Raw genomic sequence first — 15,739 nt, forward strand, 5'->3', positions numbered from 1 at the left:
ACCATTTGTTCCATCGAACAATCTGGGAGGTATTTTTTTAACATGGCAAAATATACAATTGTAGACAAAGACACATGTATTGCTTGCGGCGCATGCGGTGCAGCTGCTCCAGACATTTATGATTATGATGATGAAGGCATTGCATTTGTTACGCTTGATGACAACCAAGGGACTGTAGAAGTTCCAGAGGTACTTGAAGAAGATATGCTTGATGCATTTGAAGGATGTCCAACAGATTCAATCAAAGTTGCGGACGAATCTTTCGATGGTGACCCGCTTAAGCATGAATAGTATAAAAGCCCCTTATACAGGGGCTTTCAGCATGTAAACAAACCCTCGCATTCGGTGTCAGGTCTGCGCTCCAGTGCTCACGAATATTCAATTCGCTCCGCTCCGGTACTCGTCCTTCCTAGACTGCAAAGGTTTTCTATCACGCTGAAATGAAGACAAGAGCTAAAATAAAGATCATTTTAGCTCTTTGTCAACAATCTAAAAGCCCCTTATACAGGGGCTTTTTTTATATTAACTATTTTGAAGTCGGCGTTTATTTTCAAACCATGGACGCATTTTCACAAAAATGAGGCTAAACACGATGGTAATGATGATGCCTTTAATAAGATTAAAAGGCAATATCCCTGCTGTTATCGTCGCCTTGAGCATATTATCCGAAAGTTGAGGTGCATTTAAAAACCATGTGTAAGCCGGCAGAAACAGGAAGTAATTTAAAATACTCATCATCACAGTCATAAGCACTGTGCCCAAGAACATAGACCATACAATTCCCTTTGCCGATTTGATTTTTTTGAAAATGAAGGCCACTGGTAAAATGAACAATACGCCTGCTGTAAAGTTCGCTACTTGATCAACAGGAACACCAGACATACTGCCATGAATGAGATAATGCAGTACATTTTTTAACGCCTCAACAGCAATACCTGCACCCGGCCCATAAATTAAAATCGCAATAATCGCTGGAATATCGCTGAAATCAATTTTCAAATATCCTGGAAGCCCAGGGAACGGGAAGTTTAATAACATTAAAACAAATGAAATACTGCTAAGCATACTGATTACGACTAAACGCTTTACTTTACTTTGATTCAATATTCTCTCTCCTTTTCGATCAAATCTTTCGAAAAGAGGATTGTTCCATTTTAGCCACAAAAAAACCGCCCTTGAAAACAGGAGCGGGGAAATTGGGCTAGACAAATAAACGTGTGAACATCAATGTTTTCAACGTTTATGAACCTCCATCTTCTCCCATCCAGACTATACTGTCGGCTTCGGAATCACACCGAATCCTGCCAAAAAGGCTCGCGGGCTTAGAGACTATGCTCATCACCGCCGGTAGGGAATTGCACCCTGCCCCGAAGATTGATCATTATTCAATTCGACATCATTATATATGATATATGAGCATTTGTACAGATAAAAATCCTGAGCAAATTCATCAGTTTTAAGAAATCGTAAAAAACACAAAAATTCTAATGACAAATGCGCAAAAATTGGTTATCTTTTGTTTAAAGGTGTTCATTCTTTATAAAGACACAAAGAAATGTTCGTGTTTTCTTTTTCACTTTACTGCTTTAATTTGATTGACACAGTGAAAAGGAATATGGTAAATTATCAGATATTTATGACGTTTATTTTAGGAGGAAATCTTACGATGTTTCGAGTATTAGTCTCAGATAAGATGAGCAATGATGGTCTTCTACCACTTTTAGAATCAGATTTTGTTGAAATTGTCCAAAAAAATGTAGCAGAAGCAGAAGATGAATTACACACGTTTGATGCCTTACTTGTCAGAAGTGCCACAAAAGTAACGAAAGAGCTTTATGAAAAAATGACTTCATTAAAAATTGTCGGCCGTGCCGGTGTGGGAGTAGACAATATTGACATTGATGAAGCGACCAAGCATGGCGTCATTGTAATCAATGCACCAAACGGTAATACGATCTCGACAGCTGAGCATACGTTCGCTATGATTTCATCACTTATGCGTCATATTCCGCAAGCCAATATTTCTGTCAAATCAAAAGAATGGAACAGAGGTGCATATGTTGGTGCTGAGCTTTACGGAAAATCTCTTGGGATTGTCGGTTTAGGCAGAATCGGAAGTGAAATCGCCCAGCGTGCAAGAGCATTTGGCATGACAGTCAACGTGTTTGACCCATTTCTCACAAAAGAACGTGCAGAAAAAATTGGCGTCAATGCGAAATCACTTGATGAAGTACTCGAAGTATCAGATATTATTACTGTACATACGCCATTAACAAAAGAAACAAGAGGACTTCTCAATAAAGAAACGATTGCAAAAACGAAAAAAGGTGTTCGCCTTGTAAACTGTGCGCGCGGCGGCATTATTGACGAAGCTGACCTTCTTGAGGCACTTGAAAGCGGCCATGTCGCAGGAGCTGCACTTGATGTATTCGAGGTAGAACCTCCAACTGATAATCCGCTTGTGGATCATCCACACGTCATTGCAACTCCGCATCTTGGTGCCTCTACAAAAGAAGCACAATTAAATGTAGCGGCGCAAGTATCTGAAGAAGTCCTTCAATTTGCAAAAGGCCTTCCTGTCATGTCATCTATTAATCTACCAGCGATGACAAAAGACGAGTTCAAAAAGATTCAGCCTTATCATCAATTTGCAGGGAAACTTGGACGTCTTGTCTCTCAATCCATGAGAGAACCTGTAAAAGAAGTAGGCATTTCTTATGAAGGCTCTATTTCAAAACTCGAAACATCATTTATCACAAAGAGTCTCCTGTCAGGCTTTTTAAAAGAGCGTGTTGATTCGACTGTGAATGAAGTAAATGCTGGAATGGTCGCAAAAGAACGAGGCATTAGCTTTAGTGAAAAAATTTCTTCCAGCGAATCTGGTTACGAGAACAGTATTTCTATTGAAGTCAAAGGTGATCTTTCAACCTTTACTCTTAAAGCGACTTACATTCCGCATTTAGGGGAACGCGTCGTTTCTATTAATGGCTTTAATATTGATTTTTACCCAGATGGACACCTTGTCTACATCCAGCATACAGATGCACCTGGTGTGATTGGAAAGGTTGGACAGATTTTAGGCGACCATGATGTCAACATCGCAACAATGCAGGTGGGACGTAAAGAAAAAGGCGGCGAAGCCATTATGATGCTTTCTTTCGACAAGCATCTAGAGGACGAAATTGTGAAAAAATTAACTGAAGTGCAGGATATTCTTTCTGTCCGCCTGATTGACCTATAAAAAACAGTGATAAACCTCATGCTTTGCATGAGGTTTATTTTGTTGAAACCATTAAACGGTCTCCTGTTCGAATGAGGTGAGTGTTCAGCTCATTGATCTTTTTCAATTGTTCCACAGTCATTTCATGCGCCTTTGCTATCGACCAAAGGGTATCCCCTTGTTTAATGACATATGTATTTTTTTCATGTCCATTTACATGAAGAGCCGGCTCTCGGAAACGTTCCAGAGCAATCATTTTGAGCGGATCTATCGCATCCTCTTTGCTCACTGACCAATTGCCACGATGTACTTCAAAATGCAAATGTGTGCCTCTGGAGGCCCCTGTGTTGCCAATTATACCAATCGGCTGTCCCGCTTGTACATGGTCACCCTTTTTCACAAAACGCTCGTGTAAATGAGCATAGACAGTTTCGTATCCATTCGGATGCTGAATAAATACAACTTCTCCATATGTAGCCGATACATACGAACGCGTGACCACACCTTCACTTGCAGCAAAAATGGATTCTCCTTCTGGCGCAGCTATATCTAATCCCTTATGCGAACCGCCCCTTGTCCCAAACAAGTCAGTGACTTCTCCTTTCACTGGTTCCACCCATTCGGTTGTCTTCTGTGCATGGGCAAATGGCGCTAAGATCAAGAGCAAAAAACAGCTGGCACCTATGAAGCAATACCTTTTCATCAGTGACTCCCCTTCTTTGAGGTTCTTTTCATGACAGCTTAGTATACAGCAAGAAGATCATTTTCTATACATCAAAAAAGAACGCAATGAAATGCTTGCGTCCTTTAACGTTCTTTGATGACAACTGGATTCGGCAGAGCCGGTACCTCTATTGGTTCATTTAATTCATATGGTCCTACTTGATCTGTTCCTGCATATTGAATGGTGACATCTGTAAAACCAAAATCTTTCGCTGTGAGCAGCAGACCTTCAATGAGTAGAGTATGATCAATTGAGTCCGATAATTGCGCTGATGCTCCAAACGTGATGGTTACATGCTTACCTTTTGATGTCACTTCTTTAATGGGTTCTTCTTTAATTAATGGTTCAAGTCCAGAATCACTCGTGCGTTTCATGGCCTCTACCGCATCTTCATAAGTAGAATAATGTGTTTTTGAGGGCACCAAAAAAGTCCCGCTCTTATTTTCTAACACGTAATAAGCTTTCTTCGTTTGTTTATCAATTGATATCGTGCCAAAGCTGCTAGTCCCTAATTGAAGATGAGAACCTTTGACTGACCTGACCTCCACTTGTTTATACCTGCTCCATTTGAGCGTTTCTTTTACCATATCTTTAAATCGATTGGCTTCCTTTATCGTATCAAGGGACAAATCATTTTTTAACTGAAAAACAAGTGTATTCCCATTTTCACGAAGGTCCACCATCTCAAGATAAGATTGAAGAGGCTTTGTCATTTCAGGCAGCTGCACCTGTTCATATGTGTTCATCATTTCCTGCAAATGGCCATGTTCATTCTCTTTTTCAATACTAATGGGAACCACTTGAGATGTCGATTCATCTATGTATGCAACCGTCATATACTTTTGCTTGTCTTCATGAGAAACAACGTGTGTGGTACCATTTGCCTGTTTGACGGGCTCTAATGTGGCATTTGCCTGACCTTTGTCAGCACTTGATTCCATTTTCATCTGTTGGTGCTGTTCTTGAGCAGCCGGCTGAAATAAATGAGGAGAAATTAAAAACGCCATAAATAAAACCACAACGGTTGCCACCGCCGGACCGATCCATTTGACACTTTTCTTTTTCTTCCCGCTTGCCATCAGCACCTGCTGGTATATCTGCTTAGATGAACGGTTGTCCTCCACCTTTGGAAGCTGACTTAGTAACACCTTGATTCGTTCTTCGCTCCAATCGGACCTGTTCGTTTTCATTCACTAGCTCCTCCTTCAAAAGCTCCATATGTTTTCGGAGCACTTTCAGGCCTCGGTGCTGCGTTGTTTTGACTTTGCTTTCCGAGAACTTTAGCGCCTTTGCCGTCTCCATGATTGAGTAGCCCTGGATAAACCTTAAAATGATGACAGCTCTTTGATCAATCGTGCAGTGATCAAGCGCTGCATAAATTTCTTTAGTATTTTCATCCTGTACAGCCAGTTCGTCTGGGAGCAAGTCTGGGTCTTTTACATCCTGCTTATCCCAATCAAACGTGCCGAGTACCCGTTGTCTAATGGTTTGCTGCTTGCGAAACCAGTCAATCGCCACATGCCTTGCAATTGAAAACAGCCATGTTTTCTCGCTGCTTCTTCCTTCAAAAGTTTTATATGAGTGAAGTACCCGAATGTAAACCTCCTGTACGAGATCCTCTGCCTGATTTTTATCTTTAACCATATAAAATAAAAACTGGTACAAATCTTGATGGTACGAATCATATATTTTTTGAAAGGTTTCATGCATAGGAAACCCCTCCGTTCACTTATTTTTGTCGAGTGACTCTTATAAAACGTTACATTACAACTTTATGACAAATATATTACAAGTTCGACAGTTTGGAAAGGGCTTTTTGTTTAACTTCTCCTTAAAAATTTGAAAATAGAAAAAACACTTCATTTTCTTTACGAAAAGAAGTGTTTCTCATGTAACAAGATTCTTCGTCAAGATTAGACGAGTTCCTGCTTTTTTCTCGGAATATAGAATGTGAAGTGTGTACCTGCACCCGCTTTGCTATGAGCATGTATAGAGCCTTGATGTGCCTCGACGATGTTCTTCACAATCGCAAGGCCAAGTCCAGTACCAGAACGTCCTCTTGTCCTTGCTTTATCGGCTTTATAGAAGCGTTCGAAAATAAAGGGCAGATCCTCTTCGGGAATTCCGCTCCCCGAATCTTTTACATCCATTTTCAGTCCGTTCTCCACCGATTGAACCGAGAAGTGAACCTCGCCGCCCTCTGGTGTATGACGAATGGCATTATCAATGAGATTCGTAAACACTTGCTCAATCTTATCTGGATCGAATACAAAGTTCGGTTCATCGACTTGAATATCATACGTAAGGTCGATTTGTTTTTCTTTCGCAATCCCGAGAAACTTGCGGTAAATCTTCTCTGTCAGCTCTTCCGTATCTGTTGATTCAAGATTAAGTGTAATATGACCTGCTTCCATTCTCGCTAGATCTAGAAGGTCATTCACAAGACGTCCCATTCGAAGTGATTCATCATAGATAATTTGCGCAATCTCTTTCTTTTCCTCTTCTGATCCTGCAATATCATCTACAATTGCCTCACTGTACCCTTGCAGCATGGCAATTGGTGTACGAAGTTCATGACTGACATTGGCAATGAAATCTTTTCTCAGCTTATCAAGTCTTCGTTCCTCCGTCATATCACGAAGGACTGCAACTGCTCCCCTGACATCCTGCTGATTATACAGCGGAGACATGAGAAGAACCCAGGTACGCCCTTGCAGCGTAACTTCGATCATTTGCTCTTTTTCTGTACTGACAGCTGTATGAAATAGCTCGCGCGCTTCTGGCGGCAGTTCATCTCCATCTTTGATCTTCATATTTTGCTCATAATACCATGCCTGTAAAAATCGTTCTGCTGGAGGATTTGTCATCAAGATCGTTCCATCAATATTGATGGTGATGACGCCATCAGCCATACTGCTTAAAATATTAGATAAATGTTCTTTTTCTTGATTTAAGGCTGTGATATGGAATTTAAGCTGCTTCCCCATTTGATTAAAGGCGATCGCCAGTTCTCCAATTTCATCTTGCGTTAAAATAGGAATCTTTGTATCAAATTTCCCTTTCGCCAAATCTTGTGCACCCTCTCTCATCTTTCTGAGAGGATAGGTGACACGTGTTGACAAGAAGAAAGCGAATATAGTGGTCAGTACAATCGCAATTCCGGCGGCTAAAAAGATGTAGCGTGTCGTATGTTTCGTTGTTTGTTCTACAGCGAGGAGTGACTGAGAAAGAAAGACCATGCCTTTTTTTCCGTTCGCCTCATATGGAACACCGACTACAATCCGTTCATCTTTTTGATTGCCTGCATCAGGTTCTGCACGTTTACTGATTTTTTTACGATCTTTCAGTGCTTGATTTAAATCGCTGTCTGCTTCAATTTGTTTCTTTGTAATCGCAGGAAGCTTCCCGTCTTTTTCAGACGAATACCACTCTAGCCCGTCCTCTTGGATGATCGCAATACTTGTCAATTTGTCAGCGAGCTCTGATGTAATCGACCTTGCAAGCGATTGATCCTCATGGCTTTCTAAAATGACCGCTACTTTGTTTGCCATTTGTGTTAAATCAGATTTTGCTTCTTCTACATGATAATTTTCAATGAACTCTAAAAGAAGCACAGTTAAAATAGATAAAACGATCAGGACGAGGAAAAGAATGGTTAACCATAGCTTTCCTACAACACTTTTCCACAGTTTCATTCAGCGCCGACCTCAAATTTGTACCCGACACCCCATACAGTTACGATTTTTTTCGCTGCTTCTGGTGACACTTTATTCAGTTTTTCACGAAGTCGTTTGACATGCGTATCAACTGTTCGTAAGTCTCCAAAGAATTCATATTGCCATACTTCTTTTAGCAGCTTTTCTCTGTCATAGACCTTATCTGGTGTTTTTGCAAGGAAATATAAAAGCTCATATTCCTTCGGCGTGAGGCTGACTTCTTTGCCATCAGCCGTCACTCTATGTGCATCATGGTCAATAGAAAGATGAGAAAACACAAGAACATCCTTTGTTGTTGTCCCAGTATTCAAATAAGACGTTTGAGACGATCTTCTGAGCAATGCCTTTACACGTAAAACCACTTCACGCGGGCTGAAAGGTTTGACGATGTAGTCATCCGTTCCTGCCTCAAATCCTTGAACGCGGTTGGCTTCTTCTCCTTTTGCCGTCAGCATAATGATTGGAGTCGCTTTTTTGTCTCGAATTTGATTACACACTTCGATTCCATCTGTACCAGGCATCATTAAATCGAGCAAAATGAGGTCGTAATCGGTTTGAAGCCCTTTTTGAATCGCCTCATCTCCATTTTCCGCTTCATCGATTTCATAATTCTCACGTTCTAAATACATTTTTAAAAGGCGGCGAATTCTTGCCTCATCATCTACGACTAATATTTTCGTTTGAGTTGTGTGTTCCATTAGACAGTCCTCCTGCTTTCTCCGTTGTTACATTCATTTTAACAAAAAGCCGAATTGAATCATAAAAGTTGGCTTTTCCTTGTGATTATGCGTAAGAATGAAGCCCCGCAATGACAAGGTTGACAAAGATGAGATTAAACATAATAATGGCGAAGCCGATCACAGCAAGCCATGCGGACTTTTCACCATGCCAGCCTCGCGACAAGCGAAGATGAAGATAGGCAGCATAAAAGAGAAACGTAATCAATGCCCATACTTCCTTCGGGTCCCAGCCCCAAAACCTAGTCCATGCGATTTGCGCCCAGATCATGGCAAAGATCAGCCCGCCTAACGCAAATACAGGGAAACCAATCGAAACCGCCCTATACCCAATTTCATCAACTAAATCTAGGTTCACCTGTTTCACTAGCGGTTGAAGCAGTGCGCTCAGCCGTTTGCGAATGATCAATCGAATGAGTCCGTATATGATCAGCCCTACGCCAAATGACCATAACACCGTATTGACCTTTCTACCTGAAAAAACAGGCGGCAGCTCAACAAACGGTTCCAAACGATCTTCCGTCACAAGCTCCCCTTTATGAGGTCCGACAAGAGCTGGCAGCTCATAGACCATCTCACTTTTTTCTTTATTTTTATCGATCCAATTAAATGTCGCTTCATATCCTGTCATTCTAAAGATAGACGTAACAGCGATAAATGCAAGTGTGACCACAATCATAAACATGACAAGCTCTAAACCAAACGTCTTCTTCCCTGGCTTTGTTTGATCCACATGCTTTAATAGAAAGATGACACCTGCCACAAAGCTGATGGCTAAAATGGCTTGGCCAAGTGCTGCTGTTGTCACGTGAATATAAAGCCAATTACTTTGAAGTGAAGGAATCAGCGGTGAAATATCTGATGGGAACATACTTGCATAGGCAATAATCAATAAAGCGATTGGAAGTGTGAATAAACCAAGTACAGATACTTGATACACAAAATATAAAATGATGAATGCAAGCACCAGCATCATGCCAAAAGCCGTTGTGAACTCAAACAAATTACTGACTGGTGCATGGCCAGATGCGATCCATCTTGAAATAAAATAGCCCAACTGGCTCAAAAAACCGATGATGGTAAGCGTAATGCCAATGAGTGCCGCCTTATTCCTGCGCGGTCCTTCCTCTTTCTTTTTTCCCTTAATGGCACCACCAAAAAAAGGAACTGCCGCTAAATAAAATAGAAAAGCTGCAAATAACAGATTTTCACTGACTGCCGCCATCTAATCCTTCCCCCTTGCTTTTGCTGATACTTGTTGTATCAGGCAGTTCTTTTTGATCAACTGGCTGTTTGATGCCACTGCCGTTCAGTAACACACCAAGATCGGACTTTAAGCCGAACCAGTTTTTGTTTGTATGTCCTGCCACCAATACTTTTCCATCCTTTGCCGACAGCCAGATTCTTCTATGCTGCCAATACATCCCCTGCACGACACCAATCATGAAGATGATTCCGCCTACTATGAGCACGCCAAGTGTTAAATCCTTTCTAACTGTTAACCCTGTAACGTTTTTCGTTTCAACCCGATCAAACTTCATTTTATATAGATTGTTATCAGAACCCTCTACTGTCTCTTGAATGGCGACAAAGCTTTTTTCACCTTTAGGTTTTTCAGGAGAAATCATTTCAAACACGAAAGCAGGATTATTCGGATTCCTTGTTTTCGTACTCGGCGTTCCATCATCGTCAAAATAAAAATCAGGCAGATAGCTCATCACCTTGACTTTGTAACCGCTACCAAGATCATATTCTGACTTAGGCTCCAGCAGATTAATCTTCACTGTACCGAAAGATTTTTCTGTATCTTTACGAATCAGCTGAAAGACCATTTGATCGAGTTCATTTTGCTTAAAATCTACTTGATATAATGAGAAATTGTCAAACTTGAGCGGTTCATTCACTTTGATATCGTGTTCTGTTACCTGCTTCAGCTTGGGCTTTTCACCAAATACAACTTCTCCTTCACGTTTGTATAAAATAGCATCCGTTTTATAGCTTTTCACCACTTGACCGTCGCCAGCTTTTTCAATGGCATTCTCAAACACTTCTTTTTCATTTCCAGTTTCATAGCGATCAATTGAAAACGCATTATTTTTCAAGAAGTATTGACCATCCGTACCTGGAATTGGTGCAGTTTCCCCTTCTCTGACCCAAAGCGTTTCATCCACGTACATGCCCGGGACAAACCGGAGCATCGCTCCAATGAGAAAGATGATTAGTCCAATGTGATTGACGTAAGGTCCCCAGCGTGAAAAACGTCCTTTTTCGGCTAAAATATGCCCATTTTCTTCTCGCACGCGGTAACGCTTTTGTTTCATTGCTCTTATGATGCCTTCATATGTATGCTGATCTAATGTTTTGTCTGTCTCGCTAAACAGACGCTGTCTTCTCATAAAGCCTTCTTTTTTGATAACCCCTTGGTTTTTGAGTGCTCGATAAAGAGGAATAACGCGGTCGAGACTGCAAATGACAAGGGAGATTCCGATTGATGCGACAAGAGCTAAAAACCACCAAGAATTATAAAGATCATGAAATCCAAGTGTGTAATACAGCTTGCCAAACGATCCATATTGCTCTTCATAATACGTGGAAGCAGATGCACCTGGCGGAATAAATCGCTCCTGCGGAAAAATCGTTCCAAGCGAAGAAGCGAGCAGTGTAATGACAATCAGCCACACACCCACTTTAACGGAAGAAAAAAAGTTCCATACTTTATCAACAATCGTTTTGTTGTATGTTTGCGAGCGTCTTGCACTGCCGTCATATCTCATATCAAGCAGCTTTGAAGAGTTTTTCTCTTTAGCCGCAATGGGATTCCCGCATGATTCACATAGAACAGTACCGATTGGATTAATATGTCCACACTCGCACTTTACCTCTTTCATTCTATGACCCCTTTGGTTTAATCAAATTCATATATTCATAGACATTACGTTCTGTCATCGTTCCCTTTATGACTTTGATTACCTTGCCTTCAGGACTGATTAAAAATGTGGTTGGCAGCGGCGTAATATCATATGCCTCTGTCACTTGGCGATCTTTGTCCATGGCAACAGGAAAATTCACGCCATAGGACTCCATAAAATTTTTCACGGCAATCTTGGATTCCGCTACATTGACTGCAACAATTTCCACACCGCGATCCTTGAACACTTCATATTGATTCGCCATATAAGGAAATTCTTGTTTACACGGACCACACCATGTACCCCAAAAATTAAGAAAGACACCTTTGCCTTTTAAGTCCTTTAACTCAATCCGATCCCCATCGACAGATTGAAGGACAAAGTTTGGCGCAATAGATCCTTCTTTGACTCGATCCTGTTTGGCAAATACTGAGTTATACATTGTATAACATAGTGCAGCAAGCATCACGAGGAGAATGCCCGTCCGTATGAAAAACCGTCTTTTTTTCATCTGAAGTACCCCTTCCCCATAGACATTCAGGTAAATTATAGCATTCTCCTTCTTTTGATGCTTCTTCATTTTTTGAAGTTTATGTGAAAATTAAAAAGCGCTTTTCCCATGATCAGCAATTGCTCTCAGACGCTTTACTTCATGCGGAGACAATTCTCTGCGGTCTCCTGGTCTCATACCTTCAATATGAAGGAACGAATATTGCTCCCTTTTTAGCTTTAACACATCATGTCCAATCGCTTCAAACATGCGGCGCACCTGTCTGTTTCTGCCTTCGTGAATGGTTAATTGAACAATACAAGTTTGTTTTCGTTTATCAATAGAAAGCATTTTCGCACGAGCAGGTGCTGTTTTTTTATGATCTAACATGATCCCTTTTTCTAGCTTTCTAAGCAGTTCCTTTGATGGAATGCCTTTTAGCTTCGCTGCATACGTTTTATCAATTTCGTATTTCGGGTGCATGAGCTTATGAGCAAATTCCCCATCATTTGTAATCAAAATCAAACCGCTCGTATCATAATCTAACCGGCCGATTGGATAAAGGCGCTGCGGGACATCATCAAAGAAATCTGTGACGACCTTGCGTCCTTTATCATCCTCGGCAGCAGAAATGACGCCGCGCGGTTTATAAAGCATAAAGTAAACCGGTTCTTCTCTTTCAAGCTTTAATCCATTGACTTCAATTTTATCTGAAGAGCCCACCTTCACTCCGAGCTCTGTCACTGTTTGACCATTAACGGTAACTCGTCCTTCTTTAATTAATTCTTCAGCCTTTCGTCTTGAAGCGACGCCGGCATGTGCAATTACTTTCTGTAAACGTTCCATTTGTCTTTCACCTCATGTACTATCTTACTTGCTTGACTTAAAACAAACAAGCATTCGTGGAAAAATAAGCGTTTCGTCTGTCTAATTTCAGCTAAAAAGCGATTTTCCATCCCTGAAATACAAAAAAGCGCCTGATTAGGCGCCGCTAAATAACAAACTGACGATAATCACAGAGGCAATGACACCAATGAGATCTGCTAGCAAACCTACTTTCAGCGCATCTCCCATTTTTTTAATCCCAACTGCTCCAAAATAGACCGTTAAAATGTAAAGGGTGGTGTCTGTTGACCCTTGCATGACAGCTGCAAGCTGGCCAATAAAAGAATCTGGGCCATACGTCGCTATTAAGTCAGATGTCATTCCAAGTGCAGCCGTTCCTGATATCGGGCGAATAAACGCAAGCGGCACGACTTCTGGCGGGAAACCAATCGCTGTAAAGACTGGTTTTAATAGTCCCATAACAAAATCAAGCGCACCTGATGCACGGAATATCGTAATGGCTACAAGCATACCGACTAAATAGGGAATGATTGAAAAGGCAATTTGAATGCCCTCTTTTCCTCCCTCCACAAATGTTTCATAGGTTGGTACCTTTTTAATGGTTCCAGCAATCAAAATTCCTGCGATGATCAGTGGAATCAAAGCAAGTGACAGCCAGTTAATAAATGCCACAAGATCACCCCCGCCTGCTTCTGCGATAGTGGAAATAACGATCGATGATAATTGCACCAATTCCTGAAATGAGTGTTGCTAAAATGGTTGGCCCTACAATGTCTGTTGGCTGATCTGCCCCATAGGTCATTCTTATTGCAATGACGGTTGTTGGCACAAGTGTGATAGAGGATGTGTTGACCGCTAGAAATGTAATCATAGAACGGCTTGCCTCATTTTTTCCGCCGTTTAATGCTTTCATCTGCTCCATCGCCTTAATTCCAAGCGGTGTAGCAGCATTCCCGAGACCAAAGAAATTCGCCATGAGATTGGATAAAATATATCCCATTGCAGGATGATTAGGCGGAATATCCGGGAATAGCTTTGAAATAAAAGGCCGGCACAATTTACTAAAGAATTTTAACAGCCCTGCCTCTTCGGCAATCTTCATGAGCCCGAGCCAAAAAACGAGGACACTAATCAAACCAATTGAAATAGTAACCGCTTCTTTTGAGCCTTTAAATACAGCCTCGTTCACTTCCTGCATCGTTCCATTAAACATCGCATAGACAAGACCGATGACAGTGAGAAATACCCAAATTAGATTGACCATGAAGATCCGCCTATAGATGTCTGAAAGACAGACTTAAACATTTCTTGAAAGCTTTTTTGAGGCATGCGGTTTCGTTTATTTTCATAAAAAATCGGTAATTGCTCGATCACCTGTCCATCTAACAAAATCGTCATTTTTCCTACAACATCTGGGATGGCTTCGGCGTTTTTTTTCCACTTCTTTTCAGGGGTGAGCATTTCCGTTTCAATTTTGACAAGTTTTTTCTCATCTTCATTTAAAAAATAGTCCACATCACGCTTGATAAACGCTTTTTTTTCGTAAAAGGTCCCTTTTAACGAAGCAAGCCTTCCTTTTTCAGCAAGCACATACGTTTTATAGTGATCAAATGCATATTCAAACATAGAAATATGATCCTTCCAGTCGTCAGGTGCATTAATGGTCACAGCGATCAGCTGAGCATCACCCTTTGCAGCGGTGGAGACAAGTGTTCGTTTTGCAAGTTTTGTATATCCTGTTTTCCCTCCAGTGGAATATTCGTATAAACCGGTGAGCAGCTTGTTTTTATTTTTCCAATAGCCTTCCATTGTCTTCGCTTTATAGAAAGTTGTACCGGCAATTTTTTGATATTGTTTATGTTTCATCGCGTATTTTGTTAGGATCGCCATGTCATAGGCTGATGAATAATGATTTTTATGATCATCGAGTCCGTGCGGATTTTGAAAATTCGTATTCTCCATTCCTAGTTCAGCCGCCTTTTGGTTCATCATAAAGATAAATCCTTCTAAGCTGCCGCCAACATGCTCTGCAATGGCAACAGCTGCATCATTTCCAGAACGCAGCATGAGCCCATATGTCAAATCTTCTAAGCTCACCTTCTGCCCTTCCTTTAAATAAATGGATGAACCCTCCGCCTGAATCGCACGTTTTGATACTTTGACGGTATCTTTCATTTTTCCTGATTCAATGGCTAATACAGCCGTCATGATTTTTGTAATACTGGCGATTCTTCTTTTTTCGTGCTCGTCCTTTCCAAATAGGACTCTGCCTGACTGTCCATCTATTAAAATGGCGCTTCTTGCACTCACTGATAATGAAATGTCTGCTTTGGCATGTGAGGAAAAAGGCAGTAAGAGTGTAAATAGAAGAAGGACTGCTGTTCCAATTTTTAAATAGGGCATGTTCATTCACGTCCTTGTCCGTTTTGTACAAGTGTATGCTCAGCTGAAAAAGTTATGATGCCTCGTCCATAAAAAAAAGCGCCTCTACATATAGAGGCGCTTCTTCAAATTGCTTATACCATTTTCACTTGCTGATGAGAAGTCGTATATTCCAGCTCTTCTCTCATCGCTAAAAAGTCTTTTTCTAATGAAGAAAATAATTGTTTCATATCAGCGGATACTTCATGGTGAAAAACAATGCTGCTTTTTCCTGTATAGGCCGAACGGCTGTCTTCATACCATGTATCCTTTTTAGGCGTGAAAAATTCTTCAATACATTGATGATAAATACGGTGGAGCATCTGCTGTGCGGCTTGCTGCGGGAATGTCTGCTGCTGGCCCATTTTCCTGCAAACTGCTGCTGCATCCTCGCTGTACACTGCAAGCTTCCGTAATGTACTCAATATGTCACAATAATAGGCTTCCGCTTCGGGGTTTAATCGTTTCAAGCTTGATAAGGTGGTTTCGTTCAGAAAACCATTCATTTCAATTGCAACCTTTGATAAAAAGACGCCTGCTTGATCAACTTGAGCCTTTACATTCATATGTGCCATTTGTTTCGTGTTTACCTTCCCCTCATGGCTTTGTCACCATTTTATCTGTCATCAAAAGATTTTAGACCTAAAATCTTTTTTATATTTTATCATACATTTTT

Annotated in this window: 16 protein-coding genes and 1 riboswitch; of the genes, 2 read left to right on the forward strand and 14 right to left on the reverse strand. The window is 41.0% G+C overall.

What is annotated here, in order from left to right:
- Positions 1-42: 42 nt before the first annotated feature.
- Positions 43-291, forward strand: a complete 249-nt coding sequence (locus NSQ76_RS11415) for a ferredoxin (protein ID WP_008361239.1) — start codon at positions 43-45, stop codon at positions 289-291.
- A 231-nt stretch (positions 292-522) separates the two neighbouring features.
- Here the strand turns inward: NSQ76_RS11415 and NSQ76_RS11420 are convergent, their stop codons facing one another.
- Positions 523-1,104, reverse strand: a complete 582-nt coding sequence (locus tag NSQ76_RS11420; RefSeq protein WP_024428075.1) for an ECF transporter S component — start codon at positions 1,102-1,104, stop codon at positions 523-525.
- Between the two features lie 144 nt (positions 1,105-1,248).
- Positions 1,249-1,379: riboswitch (FMN riboswitch) on the reverse strand.
- Positions 1,380-1,666: 287 nt separating this feature from the next.
- Here NSQ76_RS11420 and serA point away from each other — a divergent pair.
- Complete coding sequence (serA, locus tag NSQ76_RS11425; protein WP_024422834.1) at positions 1,667-3,241, forward strand: phosphoglycerate dehydrogenase; 1,575 nt, start codon at positions 1,667-1,669, stop codon at positions 3,239-3,241.
- A gap of 34 nt (positions 3,242-3,275) precedes the next feature.
- Here the strand turns inward: serA and NSQ76_RS11430 are convergent, their stop codons facing one another.
- The 13 genes from NSQ76_RS11430 to NSQ76_RS11490 all read right to left on the reverse strand — a co-directional run bounded on the left by NSQ76_RS11430 (position 3,276) and on the right by NSQ76_RS11490 (position 15,638).
- A complete protein-coding gene (locus tag NSQ76_RS11430; protein WP_341053895.1) occupies positions 3,276-3,923 on the reverse strand; it encodes a M23 family metallopeptidase in 648 nt (215 codons plus the stop codon).
- Positions 3,924-4,027: 104 nt separating this feature from the next.
- Positions 4,028-5,134 carry a hypothetical protein gene (locus tag NSQ76_RS11435; protein WP_029706041.1) on the reverse strand — a complete coding sequence of 369 codons (1,107 nt, stop codon included), beginning with the start codon at positions 5,132-5,134 and terminating at the stop codon, positions 4,028-4,030.
- Complete coding sequence (gene sigX / locus NSQ76_RS11440) at positions 5,046-5,654, reverse strand: RNA polymerase sigma factor SigX (RefSeq protein WP_024422837.1); 609 nt, start codon at positions 5,652-5,654, stop codon at positions 5,046-5,048. The genes NSQ76_RS11435 and sigX overlap by 89 nt, the downstream gene beginning before the upstream one ends.
- Positions 5,655-5,857: 203 nt before the next feature.
- Positions 5,858-7,639 (reverse strand): ATP-binding protein, encoded by a 1,782-nt coding sequence (locus tag NSQ76_RS11445; protein WP_034623436.1) that lies wholly within the window; start codon positions 7,637-7,639, stop codon positions 5,858-5,860.
- Positions 7,636-8,358: a response regulator transcription factor gene (locus tag NSQ76_RS11450; RefSeq protein WP_003215596.1), complete on the reverse strand. Its 723-nt coding sequence runs from the start codon at positions 8,356-8,358 to the stop codon at positions 7,636-7,638. Before NSQ76_RS11450 ends, NSQ76_RS11445 begins: the two co-directional genes overlap by 4 nt.
- A gap of 85 nt (positions 8,359-8,443) precedes the next feature.
- Positions 8,444-9,622, reverse strand: coding sequence for a c-type cytochrome biogenesis protein CcsB (gene ccsB / locus NSQ76_RS11455; RefSeq protein ID WP_024428071.1), 1,179 nt, complete (start codon positions 9,620-9,622; stop codon positions 8,444-8,446).
- Entirely contained in the window at positions 9,606-11,285 is a 1,680-nt protein-coding gene (gene resB, locus NSQ76_RS11460) for a cytochrome c biogenesis protein ResB (RefSeq protein WP_025093041.1), read from the reverse strand. Before resB ends, ccsB begins: the two co-directional genes overlap by 17 nt.
- Position 11,286: 1 nt before the next feature.
- Positions 11,287-11,817, reverse strand: a complete 531-nt coding sequence (gene resA / locus NSQ76_RS11465) for a thiol-disulfide oxidoreductase ResA (RefSeq protein ID WP_024422841.1) — start codon at positions 11,815-11,817, stop codon at positions 11,287-11,289.
- A 90-nt stretch (positions 11,818-11,907) separates the two neighbouring features.
- A complete protein-coding gene (gene rluB, locus NSQ76_RS11470; protein WP_024422842.1) occupies positions 11,908-12,642 on the reverse strand; it encodes a 23S rRNA pseudouridine(2605) synthase RluB in 735 nt (244 codons plus the stop codon).
- A gap of 135 nt (positions 12,643-12,777) precedes the next feature.
- Positions 12,778-13,314, reverse strand: coding sequence for a spore maturation protein (locus tag NSQ76_RS11475; RefSeq protein WP_024422843.1), 537 nt, complete (start codon positions 13,312-13,314; stop codon positions 12,778-12,780).
- Positions 13,315-13,318: 4 nt separating this feature from the next.
- The gene (locus tag NSQ76_RS11480; protein ID WP_024428070.1) at positions 13,319-13,906 is read right to left on the reverse strand and encodes a nucleoside recognition domain-containing protein; all 588 of its coding nucleotides are present in this window, start codon (positions 13,904-13,906) and stop codon (positions 13,319-13,321) included.
- The gene (locus NSQ76_RS11485) at positions 13,894-15,045 is read right to left on the reverse strand and encodes a D-alanyl-D-alanine carboxypeptidase family protein (protein ID WP_024428069.1); all 1,152 of its coding nucleotides are present in this window, start codon (positions 15,043-15,045) and stop codon (positions 13,894-13,896) included. The genes NSQ76_RS11480 and NSQ76_RS11485 overlap by 13 nt, the downstream gene beginning before the upstream one ends.
- Positions 15,046-15,158: 113 nt before the next feature.
- Positions 15,159-15,638, reverse strand: a complete 480-nt coding sequence (locus NSQ76_RS11490) for a YpuI family protein (RefSeq protein WP_024422846.1) — start codon at positions 15,636-15,638, stop codon at positions 15,159-15,161.
- Positions 15,639-15,739 lie beyond the last annotated feature (101 nt).

This window comes from Bacillus sp. FSL M8-0256, from assembly GCF_038005765.1.
Lineage (GTDB): Bacteria > Bacillota > Bacilli > Bacillales > Bacillaceae > Bacillus > Bacillus safensis.

What these genes read in the sequence shown, in the direction of transcription:
- NSQ76_RS11415 (WP_008361239.1), top strand. Translation starts at nt 43, where the DNA reads ATGGCAAAATATACAATTGTAGACAAAGACACATGTATTGCTTGCGGC.
- serA (WP_024422834.1), top strand. Translation starts at nt 1,667, where the DNA reads ATGTTTCGAGTATTAGTCTCAGATAAGATGAGCAATGATGGTCTTCTA.
- NSQ76_RS11430 (WP_341053895.1), bottom strand. Translation starts at nt 3,923, where the DNA reads ATGAAAAGGTATTGCTTCATAGGTGCCAGCTGTTTTTTGCTCTTGATC.
- NSQ76_RS11435 (WP_029706041.1), bottom strand. Translation starts at nt 5,134, where the DNA reads ATGAAAACGAACAGGTCCGATTGGAGCGAAGAACGAATCAAGGTGTTA.
- sigX (WP_024422837.1), bottom strand. Translation starts at nt 5,654, where the DNA reads ATGCATGAAACCTTTCAAAAAATATATGATTCGTACCATCAAGATTTG.
- NSQ76_RS11445 (WP_034623436.1), bottom strand. Translation starts at nt 7,639, where the DNA reads ATGAAACTGTGGAAAAGTGTTGTAGGAAAGCTATGGTTAACCATTCTT.
- NSQ76_RS11450 (WP_003215596.1), bottom strand. Translation starts at nt 8,358, where the DNA reads ATGGAACACACAACTCAAACGAAAATATTAGTCGTAGATGATGAGGCA.
- ccsB (WP_024428071.1), bottom strand. Translation starts at nt 9,622, where the DNA reads ATGGCGGCAGTCAGTGAAAATCTGTTATTTGCAGCTTTTCTATTTTAT.
- resB (WP_025093041.1), bottom strand. Translation starts at nt 11,285, where the DNA reads ATGAAAGAGGTAAAGTGCGAGTGTGGACATATTAATCCAATCGGTACT.
- resA (WP_024422841.1), bottom strand. Translation starts at nt 11,817, where the DNA reads ATGAAAAAAAGACGGTTTTTCATACGGACGGGCATTCTCCTCGTGATG.
- rluB (WP_024422842.1), bottom strand. Translation starts at nt 12,642, where the DNA reads ATGGAACGTTTACAGAAAGTAATTGCACATGCCGGCGTCGCTTCAAGA.
- NSQ76_RS11480 (WP_024428070.1), bottom strand. Translation starts at nt 13,906, where the DNA reads ATGGTCAATCTAATTTGGGTATTTCTCACTGTCATCGGTCTTGTCTAT.
- NSQ76_RS11485 (WP_024428069.1), bottom strand. Translation starts at nt 15,045, where the DNA reads ATGCCCTATTTAAAAATTGGAACAGCAGTCCTTCTTCTATTTACACTC.
- NSQ76_RS11490 (WP_024422846.1), bottom strand. Translation starts at nt 15,638, where the DNA reads ATGGCACATATGAATGTAAAGGCTCAAGTTGATCAAGCAGGCGTCTTT.